Here is a 12,039-nt window from a genome sequence, read left to right on the forward strand (position 1 = left end):
TCGCGGCGGCCCACGGATTCAAGCCGGAGTGAGGGCATGCCGAGCCTAGGCGAGGCACCGAGTGTTGGGGCAAGAGCCCTTTGGTTACTTTGGGGCTTTTCCAAAGTGACCCGCCGTAAGGGCGGAACCCTAAGTAGCCGTTACCTAAACAACGGATATGTACACCAACACAAATACCCTCAAATTTGCTCGAAATTCCCAGCTAGACCAGCTCTCGACCCAGAAACGGCGCAGTCCGGCTCACCTTGCTTTTCGCAACTCTTTGCGGCGTACCACTGACAACCACCTTCCCCCCCAAATCCCCCGCCCCCGGCCCGATATCAATCACCCAATCACTCTGCGCCACCACGCGCATCTCATGCTCCACCACAACCACCGTATGCCCCGCGTCCACCAGATGATTCAACTGACTGAGCAAGCGGTCCACATCCCGTGGATGCAGCCCGGTAGTCGGCTCATCCAGCACATACAGGGTCGCGCCCCGCGCATTGCGTTGCAGCTCGGTCGCCAGCTTGATGCGCTGCGCTTCACCGCCCGACAGCTCAGTCGCCGGTTGGCCCAGGCGCAGATAACCCAGGCCGATGTCCCGCAGCACCTGCAACGAGCGCAGCACACTCGGTTGCTCGGCAAACACGTCCACCGCCTGCTCCACCGTCAGCCCCAATACTTGGGCGATGGTCAAGCCTTGCCATTTCACCGCCAGGGTCTCGGGGTTGTAGCGCGCTCCATGACAGGTCGGGCACGGTGCGTACACGCTGGGCATGAACAGCAACTCGACACTGACAAAACCTTCCCCTTCGCAGTTCGGGCAACGGCCCTTGGCGACGTTGAACGAGAATTGCCCGGCATCGTAGTGACGCTTCTTCGCCGCCGGAGTGGCCGCGAACAGCTTGCGCACGTTGTCGAACAGGCCGGTATAGGTCGCCAGGTTGGAGCGCGGGGTGCGGCCGATGGGCTTCTGGTCCACCTGCACCAGGCGGCGGATATGCTCCAGCCCGGCGCTGATGTGCCCGCCGCTGGTTTGCGGCGCGTCGTCTTCCAGGCTCGGTTCTTCGTCGTTTTCCACCACGCGACCAAGACCGGCGCCCACCAGCTCCAGCAGCGCCTGGCTGACCAGGCTGGACTTGCCCGACCCGGAAATCCCGGTGACCGCCGTGAAGCAGCCCAGCGGGAAATCGACGTTCAGGTCCTTGAGATTATTGCGCGTCACCCCTTGCAGTTTCAGCCAGCCGGTCGGCTCGCGGCGCGCGGGCTCCGATACACGCTGGTCAGCAAACAAATACTCACGAGTCTGCGACGCCTGCACCTGTGCCAACCCTGCCGGTGGGCCGCTGTACAGCACCTGCCCGCCATGCTCGCCGGCGGCCGGGCCGACATCGATCAACCAATCGGCGCGGCGCATGGTTTCCAGGTCATGTTCCACCACAAACAACGAATTGCCTGCGGCTTTCAAACGTTCCAGGGCGGTGAACAACGCCTCGCCATCCGCCGGATGCAGGCCCGCCGAGGGTTCATCCAGCACATAGATCACGCCGAACAACTGCGAACCCAACTGGGTCGCCAAACGCAACCGTTGCAACTCCCCTGATGACAGGGTTGGTGTGCTGCGTTCCAAAGACAAATAACCCAGGCCCAACTCGGTCAACGTGCTGACCCGCTCCAGCAAATCCTGGGCAATCCGCTGGGCAGCCAGGCGTTTTTCCACCGACAGTTTCATCTTGTCTTGCCCAGCCGCCACCGGCCGCAGCAACTCGGCCAATTGCGCCAACGACAACTGCGACAACTCACCGATGTCCACCCCGGCAAACTTCACCGACAGTGCCGCCTTGGTCAGGCGTTTGCCCTCGCACAACGGGCAGGCGCTGCCCTGCATGAACTGCGACACGCGCTTCTTCATCAGCGCGCTCTGGGTATGAGCAAAGGTGTGCAGGATGTAGCGCCGGGCGCCCATGAAGGTGCCTTGGTAGCTCGGCTCCAGTTTGCGCTTGAGCGCGTCGCGGGTCTGTTCCGGCGTGAAGCCGGCGTAGACCGGTGCGGTGGGGGTTTCTTCGGTGAACAGGATCCAGTCGCGCTGCTTTTTCGGCAGGTCGCGCCAGGGGATATCCACGTCGTAGCCCAACGTCACCAGGATGTCGCGCTGGTTCTGGCCTTGCCACGCCAATGGCCAGGACGCCACCGCACGCTGGCGGATGGTCAGCGAAGGGTCCGGCACCATCAGCGCTTCGGTCACCTCGTACACGCGGCCCAGGCCATGGCATTGCGGGCACGCGCCCTGGGGCAGGTTGGGCGAGAAGTCTTCGGCGTACAGCATCGGTTGCCCCGGCGGATAGCTGCCGGCGCGGGAGTACAGCATGCGGATCAGGCTCGACAACGTGGTCACGCTGCCCACCGACGAGCGCGCACTCGGCGTGCCGCGCTGCTGTTGCAGGGCGACGGCGGGCGGCAGGCCTTCGATGCTGTCCACGTCCGGCACGCCGACCTGGTCGATCAGCCGCCGCGCATACGGCGCCACCGACTCGAAATAACGCCGTTGCGCCTCGGCATACACCGTGGAAAACGCCAGGGACGACTTGCCGGAGCCCGATACGCCGGTAAACACCACCAGGGCATCCCGAGGAATATCCACGTCGACGTTACGCAGGTTGTGTTCGCGGGCGCCGCGCACGCGGACGAAACCGCTTGGCTGGGCAGTGATCGCAGGGATGTTGCGCTGTGAAGTCATGGACAACCTTGTCGGGCGGTGAGCACGCTGCGCACCCGTTGCGTCAGGGCTTCGGGGCTGTAGGGTTTGCTCAGCAGATGAATGTCGGCGCTCAGCAGATGATTGCTGGAGAGAATGTCGCGGGTATGGCCGGAGGTGAACAGCACCGCCACCGGCGGGTCCTGTACACGGGCCCAGTCGGCCAGGTCGGTGCTTTTGACGCGGCCGGGCATGACCACATCGGTAAAGATCAGCTCCGGCTGCAAACCGGCTTGCAGCTTGAGCATGGCCTGGTCACCGTCATCGGCCGTGAGCACGGTGTAGCCGGACTGTTCGAGCAACTCGACGACGGTCAGGCGCACGCCTTCGTTGTCCTCGACCACCAGGATGGTTTCCTGGCCGCCACTCTGCGGGATCTGGTCGATATGCACATCGAGGCTTTCCGGCTCCAGGCTGTGAGGGAAATACATCTGCACCACCGAACCCTTGCCCTCCTCGCTCCACATTTCCACATGCCCGCCACTCTGGCGCACAAAGCCGAACACCATGCTCAGGCCCAGGCCGGTGCCATGGCCTTCGCGCTTGGTGGTGAAAAAGGGTTCGAACGCCCGTTTCAGCGTGGACTCGGACATGCCCACTCCGGTGTCGATGACCGCCAGGCGCACATATTCGCCGGGCTTGATGCTTTTGCCCGCGCAGTCGTCGGGGTTGAGGATGATGTTCTCGCCAGTGATACGGATCACGCCCTCGCCCTGCATGGCGTCCCGGGCGTTGATCGCCAGGTTGAGCAGCGCATTTTCCAGCTGGTTGCGGTCGACGTTGATAAACCAGGAGTCCTGGGGCAATTGCACATCAATGTGGATGGTTTCCCCCAGCGCCCGTTGCAGCAGTTCGCCAAGCCCCGCGTAGATGCGTTGCGGGTTGTACACCGCCGGCGACAAAGGTTGGCGACGCGCAAACGCGAGCAATTGCGACGACAACTTGGCCCCACGCTCCACCGCGGCAATGGCCGCGGCGACACGGCGCTGCACCTGGGCGTTGTCCGGTTCGTGGCGGGCCAGCAAATGCAGGTTGCCGGCGATCACTTGCAGCAGGTTATTGAAGTCGTGGGCCACGCCGCCGGTCAGGCCGCCGATGGCTTCGAGTTTCTGCGACTGGCGCAGTTGGTCTTCGGCAGCGGAGCGCGCCTGCACTTCAGCGGCGACCCGTTGTTCCAGATTATGCGTGAGTTCCTGGCGCACCTGTTCGGACTTCACCAGTTCGGTGGTCTCCACCACAATCGCCAATACCCCGGCGGGTTGTTGGTTGTCGCCGGCGACCGGGCTGTAATACAGGTCCAGCCACACGGTTTCCGGCTGGCCATTGCGCAGCAGCACCAGGTCCTTGTTGTTGAACGACAGGGTGCCACCCGCCAGGCAAGTGTCCATCACATGACGATTGAACTCGGCCACTTCCGGCCAACCCAGTTCTACCGGCGTGCCCAGCAGGTACGGGTGACGGCCACCGGCAAAGGCCGAGTAGCTGTCGTTGTAGATCATGTACCCCCATTGGCCCCACAGCATCACCATGGGCACGGGTGACGCCAGCATCATCTGCACCGTGCAGGTCAGGCTGGTGGACCATTGATCGATAGGGCCAAGGTCGGTGGTTGCCCAATCGAACGCGCGGATCCGCTGGGCCATTTCACCGGCCCAACCTTCACAGCCGTGGGGGTTGGATAAAAATTGCATCGGTTGGCTCTGTGCGCAAAGAGAACATCGGCAAGTTTTGGAGCGCTGTAAACCTGGATGGTTTCAACTCATCTACTGTAGGCGTTAATTACAGCAGAAAGCACTGGCCTCAGTGAAAATCCCGGCTGCGCACCGTGATGCCTTCCAGTAACGGCGTCAGGTCGGTGAGACGCCCGGCGATCAGGTGCCGCACTTCGCCTACCGCTTCCCAGCGGCCGTCCACTTTCAACAACCGCGAGCCGACCAATGCCTGGCGTTGACGCTCAGCCAGGTCACGCCAGACCACCACATTGAGGTTGCCGAATTCATCTTCCAGGGTGACAAAGGTCACCCCGCTCGCCGTGCCCGGACGCTGACGACCGGTGACCAGCCCCGCGACGCTGATATTGCGCCCATGCTCCACCGCCATCAGCTCCTGGGAACTGCGGCAGCGCCGCTTGCGCAGTTCCGCCCGCAACAACGCCAACGGATGCGGGCCCAGGGTGGTGCCGAGCGTGGCGTAGTCGGCGTGCAGGTCCTCGCCCACGGTGGGCGTCGGTAACTCCACCACATCTTCGTCCGGGCTTGGCAGGCCGGCAAACAGCCCGAGTTGCTTGTGTACGCCGGCCACTTCCCAACGCGCCGTGTGCCGGTTGCCGGCCAAGGCACGCAAGGCGCCGGCATCCGCCAGCAGTGCCTGGGCGCGAGCATCCAGCCCGGCACGCGCGTCCAGGTCGGCAATATCGCTGAACGCCCGGCGCTGGCGTGCGGTTTCGATGCGCCGCGCATCTTCTTCGCGAAACCCCGCGATCATGCGCAAGCCCATGCGGATCGCCGGCTGTGCGCCGTCAATCGGCTCCAGGCTGCAATCCCAGTCGCTGGCCTGCACATCCACCGGGCGGATCTGCAAGCGATGGCGCCGCGCGTCCTGCAGGATCTGGTCCGGGCTGTAGAAACCCATGGGCCAGCTGTTGATCAGCGCACAGGCAAACGCTGCCGGCTCATGGCACTTGAGCCAGCAACTGGCGTAGGTCAACAAGGCGAAACTGGCCGCGTGGGACTCGGGGAAGCCATAGCTGCCAAAGCCCTTGATCTGCTCGAAAATCTGCGCGGCAAAGGCCTCGGTGTAACCGTTTTTCAGCATGCCGGTGCGCAGGCGCGCCTGGTGCGGTTCCAGGCCACCGTGGCGTTTCCAGGCCGCCATGGAACGGCGCAACTGGTCGGCTTCACCGGGGCTGTAGTCGGCGGCGACCATGGCGATCTGCATCACCTGTTCCTGGAACAGCGGAATGCCCAGGGTACGCTTCAACACCACTTCCAGTTCCGGCGAAGGGTAAGTGGTTGCCTCCTCCTTGTTCCGCCGCCGCAAGTACGGGTGCACCATGCCGCCCTGGATCGGTCCCGGCCGTACGATGGCGACCTCGATCACCAGGTCATAGAACGTCTGCGGCTTGAGCCTGGGCAACATCGACATCTGCGCCCGCGATTCGATCTGGAACACGCCGATGGTGTCGGCCTTGCTGATCATGGCGTAGGTGGCCGGATCTTCCTTGGGCACCGACGCCAGGCTCATGTCACGGTTGCGATGGCGGCGCAGCAGATCGAAGCAGCGGCGGATCGCGCTGAGCATGCCCAGGGCGAGGATATCCACTTTGAGCAGGCCGACGGCGTCGAGGTCGTCCTTGTCCCACTGGATGATGGTGCGCTCGGCCATGGCGGCATTTTCCACCGGCACCAGGGTGTCCAGCGGGTATTCGGAAATCACGAAGCCACCAGGGTGCTGGGACAGGTGCCGGGGGAAACCGATCAATTGCTGGGTCAGCGTGAGCACGCGGCGCAGGATCGGGCTGCCGGGGTCGAAGCCACCTTCGCGCAGGCGATCCAGCGGAGGCGCCTCGTCACTCCAGCGCCCGCAGCAGTCGGCCAGGGCGTTGATCTGATCGGGCGGCAACCCCAAGGCCTTGGCCACATCACGCACTGCGCCGGACGCGTGGTAACTGCTGACCACCGCCGTCAGCGCCGCGCGGGTGCGGCCGTAACGCTGGAACACGTATTGCAGCACTTCTTCGCGGCGTTCGTGCTCGAAGTCCACGTCGATATCCGGCGGCTCATTGCGCTCCCTGGAGAGAAAACGCTCGAACAACATACTGGTCAGGCTCGGGTCGATCTCGGTGATGCCCAAGGCAAAACACACCGCCGAATTGGCCGCCGAGCCGCGTCCCTGGCACAGGATCGAGTGGCTGCGGGCGAACTGCACAATGTCGTGCACCGTGAGGAAGTAGCTTTCGTAACCCAACTCGCTGATCAACTCCAGCTCGCTGTCGATCTGCTGCAAGGTCTTGGCGTCGACACCCTGCGGCCAACGTTTGGCGATGCCTTCTTCGGTCACGGCGCGCAGCCAGGATTTGGCATTGTGGCCGGCAGGCACCAGTTCGCGCGGGTAGTGATAGCGCAATTGGCTGAGGTCGAAGGTGCAGCGGCGAGCGATGGCCTGGGTTTCGTCGAGCAACGACGCGGGATACAGCGCGCTTAACGCTTCCAGGCTGCGCAGGTGTCGCTCGCCATTGGGGTGCAGCCGCGTACCGGCTTCGGCCACCGGTACGTGATGGCGGATGGCGGTCATGGTGTCTTGCAGGGCGCGGCGGCCGCGCGCATGCATGTGCACATCACCGCAAGCCACTGCCGGGATGTGCAGGCTGGCGGCCAGGTTCAGGCGTTGCTCCAGGTGACGCGCGTCGTCCTGGCCGCAATGCAGGTGCACCGCCAGCCACAGGCGTTCGGCGAAGGTTCGGCACAGCCATTGGACGTCAGCCTGGGTGTCGCTGTCTTCGGCCACCCACAGTGCCAGCAGGCCGGGCAGCGGTTGCTCGAAGTCCTCGCGCAGCAGACGATAGCGGCCTTTTTCGGCACGCCGTCGGGCCAGGGTGATCAAGCGGCACAGGTGCTGGTAGCCGCTGAGGTCTTCCACCAGCAGCACCAGTTTCGGACCGTGGTCGAGGCGCACCTCGCTGCCGATGATCAACGGCAGCTCCACCGCCTTCGCCGCCTGCCAGGCGCGCACGATGCCGGACAAGGTGCATTCGTCGGTGATCGCCAGGGCACTGTAGCCTTGGCGCTTGGCGCGCTCGAACAGTTCCAGCGCACTGGAAGCGCCGCGCTGGAAGCTGAAGTTGGACAGGCAGTGCAGCTCGGCGTAGCTCATGCAAACCAGCCCTGCAGCCACAGGCCATCGCCCTGCCCCACGGTGCGAAAGGCCCAGCCTTGCTGACCGGCGCGGGTCTGGATCAGGTAGTAGTCGCGACGGATATCAGCGCCGTCCCACCAGCCGGACTCGATGCGTTCCGGGCCCATGAGGATCTGCACGCCCTGCTCACCCAGCAAGGTCGGCTCGTTCAGTAGCCAACCGGGGCGCTGCACTGTGTTCAAGGTCGGGCACGGATTTTTATCCGCCGTCGCTTGCCAGGCGCATTCGGGGCGGTGGTCGGCGTGAAAGCGCAGGCCCTGCACCGCCTCATCGCCCAAGCGCGCACGCAGGCGTTCGCGCAGTTGCTCCCACGGCAGGGTTTGTTGCGGGCGGTCATCGAACAGGTCCTGACGCTGGGGCACAAACACCGGCAGGTCCTGGGCCACCAGGCGAAAGCCGCGTACCGGTGAGGTGACTTGGACTTGCTCCAGGCGGCCGCGGGCCAATTCAAACAGCATCGCCGGTTCACGCTCGGCGCTGAGCAGGCCGACCTTGATCACGCTGTCGGGCGCCTGAGCGTGTTCCAAATGCAGGTCGAAACGCTGCACGCCACTGTCGCGGCCACACAGAAACGCGGACAGATCGCCCGTCAAACGCCTTAACGGAAACAGCAGTGCCTGATGGGATTGCACGTCAAAATTCAGTTCGATACGCACATCGAACCGGTCTGGCGGCTGATAGAACGCCAGGCCCAGCGGCCGCTGCCCGGCCAGTGCGTCCAGGTGCTTGAGCAGGCTGGCCTCAAAGCGGCGTGCCAGGGTGTGCCGAGGCAGCGCCTGCACCTGGGCCAATGTGCGCAGGCCCATGCGCGACAAAGCCGTGGCGGCCTGTGGGTCGAGGCCGGCGCGGTCGATGGGCAACGGCGCCAGAGCCTGCATCAAGCCGTCATCCTGCACCGCCAGGCCATCCTTGATATTCGCCAGCACCCGCGCCGCTACCGGGTTAGGCGCAGCGACGATACGGTGACGAAAACCCAGTTCGGTCAATTCCTTGCGCAAGCGCGCCTCGAGGCGTGGCCATGGCCCGAACAGCCCCAGGCTCGACTCGATCTCGAACAACAAGGCACGCGGATAATACAGGCTGACCTGGGAGCTGAACTGATAGGCCCAGGCCGCGAGGAACTGCTGGTAGCGTTCGATCTCGGCGGGATCGTATTCGGCACTGGCAAAGTTCTTGGCCAGCGCATGCGCCGCCGTCAGGGATTGGCCGGGGCGCAGACCCAGGGCGCGGGCAGCATCGTTGACGGTTTGCAGCACACGGCGTTGCGGCGTGCCAGCCAGCAAGACCAGGGGTTGGTCTGGCTCGGGGTGCACACGCTGCACCCCGTCCAGCGCCAATTGCGGGAAGACAATACACACCCAGCGCATGGCAACCTCAATGCCCCGCCAGCGCAATCGGTGCCGGATGGGCCAGGCCGCCCCGGCACTTGAGCACGCGCACCTGCGCGGGTTTGGCCTCCACGGCCAGGCGCAAGGCGGCAGGCGATGAGTTGATCGCCTCACTCAAGGCACGCCAGGCAAACGCCAGGGTCTGTCCGGTTTCCGCCGCCACTTGCAGGCGCCGCAGCGCCCGATCATCGGCCTTGCGTGGCCAGCACAACACCGCGCCGCAACTGCCGGAACGCAGGCATTGTTCCACTGCCCACAAGGCGTCGCGTTCCTCGGCCTGGATCACCGACAGCAGGCGCAGATCCACCCCGGCGTTCTGCCAGGCATGGGGGTACGGCGTATAGGGAGGCGCCACCAACACAATGCGCTCCCCCGTCTTTGACAAACGGGCCAGGGTCGGCAGCACCAGTTGCAATTCGCCCACCCCCTCCTTGGCCATGAGGATTTCACTCAAGGCCGCCTCCGGCCAACCGCCCGTGGGCAACACCGCATCCAGCGCCGCCAACCCGGTGGGGTGCACACTGGCCGGCGGCGCGGCAGGCCGGCCTTTCCAGACACGCCCGCCATTGAACAGCGTGTCCAGCGCAACCACGGCGCCCATCAGCCTTGCCTCACCAGACCGCAGAACACCCCTTCGATCGCCAGGTCCTGATCGGGCCCGACCACGATGGGTTGGTACGCGGGGTTGCGCGGCAGCAAGCGCACGCTGTCGCCCTGGCGTTCGAAGCGCTTGATAGTCACTTCACCGTCCAGGCGCGCCACCACAATCTGCCCGTTCAAGGCCTCGGCACTGCGGCGCACGCCTACCAAGTCACCATCGAGGATGCCGTCCTCGATCATCGAATCGCCCTGCACCCGCAGCAGGTAATCCGGGGTTTTCGCGAAGGTCGACGGGTCCAGCTGCAAGCGGCTGTGCACCTCCGCATCGGCCCCGATAGGCAAACCAGCCGCCACACGGCCGAGCACCGGCACATCCAGCCATTCCGGGCGCACCAGTTGGTTGAGCAGGCGAATGCCGCGTGCCTGGTTCGGGTTGACCTCGATAAACCCGGCTTCCGTCAGCGCCAGCACGTGCTTGCGCGCCACGCTGCGCGAGGCAAAGCCGAACGCCTCGGCGATCTCGGCGAGGCTGGGAGGCTGGCCTTGCTGCGCGATGCGGTCGCGGATAAAGGTCAGGATGGCGGTACGGCGGGGAGTTAGAGTCGTCATGGAGTACATTTGTACTCCTGTGGGAAATTTCTGACAATAGCCGCTAGTCGTGTAGGGGACGACAAGGTTTGTCGAAACCTCCCACATGGTTGCCGGATTAGCTCTACTCCCCTCCCCTGCAAAGGTCCGCAAAGTCCCTCGCCTGAATACACAGTGCGAGGGATTGCGGATGGTGCTTTTGGTGTGGGCCCCGGTTGATGGGGCTATTTCATGATCGAGTGGACCAGCCAAACCATTGGCTATCTAGTACTGGCCACCCTGGATGCGAAAACGCGAGACGTCGAATCCGTCATCCGCGATTTCAAGCGCTGCCTCAATCACTACGATGCCTGGGCGGAGAGCTTTTTCAGCTTTTCGGCGCTGGATATCGAGCAGGTCTTCAAGGTCGGGGATGAAGTAGCACTGGTCGCGCCGATCAACCGCTCCCTGTTTCCCAGCACCACCACCGCCACCTGCCAGGCCAACGGCTCGTTGACCCTGGTGCACATGTTCCAGAGTTCACGCTTCGTGCCCATTGGCAATACGCCCGTGATGGTGCAACGCATCGACCCCAACGGCGGCCCGCTGGGTGAGCCCATTCATAAAACCATCGGCCCCAGCGGCATTCTCGAAATCACCGAATGTGAGCGCAACCAGCAGTATCGGGTCAGTTTTTACCCCAACGTTTCCAACGCGCATTTCAAGGCGCTGTACGCCTCTTATCAGGCGGTTATCGCACCGCTGGAAGGTTGGCTGCGTGCGGAATGGACCAGCACCTTTGAACCGCTGTGGGAAGGCTACTCCGAAGCCAACTTCCTCAAACGCTATCTCTCGCTGCACCAAGCCTACGCCCGCGGTTTTGGCGAGGCGCTGTATGCGCTCTGGGACAGCCTCAAGCAGCTGTTCCAGTGGCTTTCTGACCCAATGGGTTATGCGGAAAAACTCCTGCATTACCTCTCCCAGGAGGAATTCGAAAAGCTGTTGAAGCTCGGCACTGAAAGCCTCGCGAAGGGCTTGTTGGTGCTGAGCGATGAACCGCTGCTGTTCATTTATGTGTCGGCGATGGTCAGTTGGATGCGGATGTTGCCGCCGCCTTACATGAACGAGTTACTGGGAGAAATCAGCGCCGACGTCTTGATCAATTTGCTGCTGTGTCTCGCCACCGCCGGGATGGGGATGGCGGTGCGTTTGAGTACGAAGGTGCTGGGCGGCATCAAGTCTCAGCGGGCGCGCAGGTGGTTGGAGCACATGGCTGGGCAGTTCGGGAAGTTTCGTGTGGATGATCACGCGGAGGTGGCGAAGCCGATATTGCTGGGTAGCCCAGCGACGCCGATTCGGACGATTCCGGATGTGCCGTTGAAGGTGGGGGATCAGGTGGTTTCGAATCCTGTGCCGTTGGTGCGGGACAAGGTTGGGCAGCGGACGGTGTTAGTGCGCCAGGAGCCTGTCGACGATGTGCCTGTTTCTGCTCGAAACCCGGCTGGGGATGCGGCTGCGCCTTCGGACAAGACCGCCACTAACGGCTGCCCAGTGTCGATGGTCACGGGTGAGGAACTGCTGACGCTCACCGATGGCACGTTGGATGGGATCTTGCCGTTTGAGTGGACGCGCTTGTACCGCACCAGTGCGGTGGAAGTGGATGGCGGGTTGGGGTTTGGCTGGAGTCACTCACTGGCGCATCGGCTCGCGGTTTCCGGTGATTCGGTGGTGTGGACCGATCATGAAAACCGGTCGACTACCCTGCCCTTGCCCACCGTTTCTCGGCCTGCGATCACCAACAGTCTGGCGGAAGCGGCGATCTACTTGGGG

General features: G+C 63.6%; 7 protein-coding genes. 1 reads left to right on the forward strand and 6 read right to left on the reverse strand.

Translation table 11 applies throughout. The annotated features are described in order from the left end of the window. Positions 1 to 202 precede the first annotated feature (202 nt). The 6 genes from uvrA to lexA all read right to left on the reverse strand — a co-directional run bounded on the left by uvrA (position 203) and on the right by lexA (position 10,260). On the reverse strand, positions 203 to 2,722 hold the full coding sequence (uvrA, locus tag ACP7BX_RS30710; RefSeq protein WP_426132144.1) for an excinuclease ABC subunit UvrA: 2,520 nt from the start codon (positions 2,720 to 2,722) through the stop codon (positions 203 to 205). Next, the gene (locus ACP7BX_RS30715; protein ID WP_033901694.1) at positions 2,719 to 4,431 is read right to left on the reverse strand and encodes an ATP-binding protein; all 1,713 of its coding nucleotides are present in this window, start codon (positions 4,429 to 4,431) and stop codon (positions 2,719 to 2,721) included. The genes uvrA and ACP7BX_RS30715 overlap by 4 nt, the downstream gene beginning before the upstream one ends. Before the next feature lie 109 nt (positions 4,432 to 4,540). Then, on the reverse strand, positions 4,541 to 7,633 hold the full coding sequence (locus tag ACP7BX_RS30720; protein WP_426132145.1) for an error-prone DNA polymerase: 3,093 nt from the start codon (positions 7,631 to 7,633) through the stop codon (positions 4,541 to 4,543). After that, on the reverse strand, positions 7,609 to 9,021 hold the full coding sequence (locus ACP7BX_RS30725; protein WP_426132147.1) for a Y-family DNA polymerase: 1,413 nt from the start codon (positions 9,019 to 9,021) through the stop codon (positions 7,609 to 7,611). The genes ACP7BX_RS30720 and ACP7BX_RS30725 overlap by 25 nt, the downstream gene beginning before the upstream one ends. Positions 9,022 to 9,028: 7 nt before the next feature. Further along, on the reverse strand, positions 9,029 to 9,643 hold the full coding sequence (gene imuA / locus ACP7BX_RS30730; protein ID WP_426132148.1) for a translesion DNA synthesis-associated protein ImuA: 615 nt from the start codon (positions 9,641 to 9,643) through the stop codon (positions 9,029 to 9,031). Next, entirely contained in the window at positions 9,643 to 10,260 is a 618-nt protein-coding gene (gene lexA, locus ACP7BX_RS30735) for a transcriptional repressor LexA (protein ID WP_426132149.1), read from the reverse strand. Before lexA ends, imuA begins: the two co-directional genes overlap by 1 nt. A 201-nt stretch (positions 10,261 to 10,461) precedes the next feature. On the opposite strand from lexA, the gene ACP7BX_RS30740 reads away from it, so the two are divergent. Then, a partial coding sequence (locus ACP7BX_RS30740; RefSeq protein WP_426161040.1) for a DUF6531 domain-containing protein occupies positions 10,462 to 12,039 on the forward strand: 1,578 nt, incomplete at its 3' end.

The organism is Pseudomonas sp. DWP3-1-3b3, assembly GCF_049896305.1.
In the GTDB taxonomy this organism is placed as follows: Bacteria; Pseudomonadota; Gammaproteobacteria; order Pseudomonadales; family Pseudomonadaceae; genus Aquipseudomonas; species Aquipseudomonas azotoformans_A.

What these genes read in the sequence shown, in the direction of transcription:
- uvrA (WP_426132144.1), bottom strand. Translation starts at nt 2,722, where the DNA reads ATGACTTCACAGCGCAACATCCCTGCGATCACTGCCCAGCCAAGCGGT.
- imuA (WP_426132148.1), bottom strand. Translation starts at nt 9,643, where the DNA reads ATGGGCGCCGTGGTTGCGCTGGACACGCTGTTCAATGGCGGGCGTGTC.
- ACP7BX_RS30715 (WP_033901694.1), bottom strand. Translation starts at nt 4,431, where the DNA reads ATGCAATTTTTATCCAACCCCCACGGCTGTGAAGGTTGGGCCGGTGAA.
- ACP7BX_RS30725 (WP_426132147.1), bottom strand. Translation starts at nt 9,021, where the DNA reads ATGCGCTGGGTGTGTATTGTCTTCCCGCAATTGGCGCTGGACGGGGTG.
- lexA (WP_426132149.1), bottom strand. Translation starts at nt 10,260, where the DNA reads ATGTACTCCATGACGACTCTAACTCCCCGCCGTACCGCCATCCTGACC.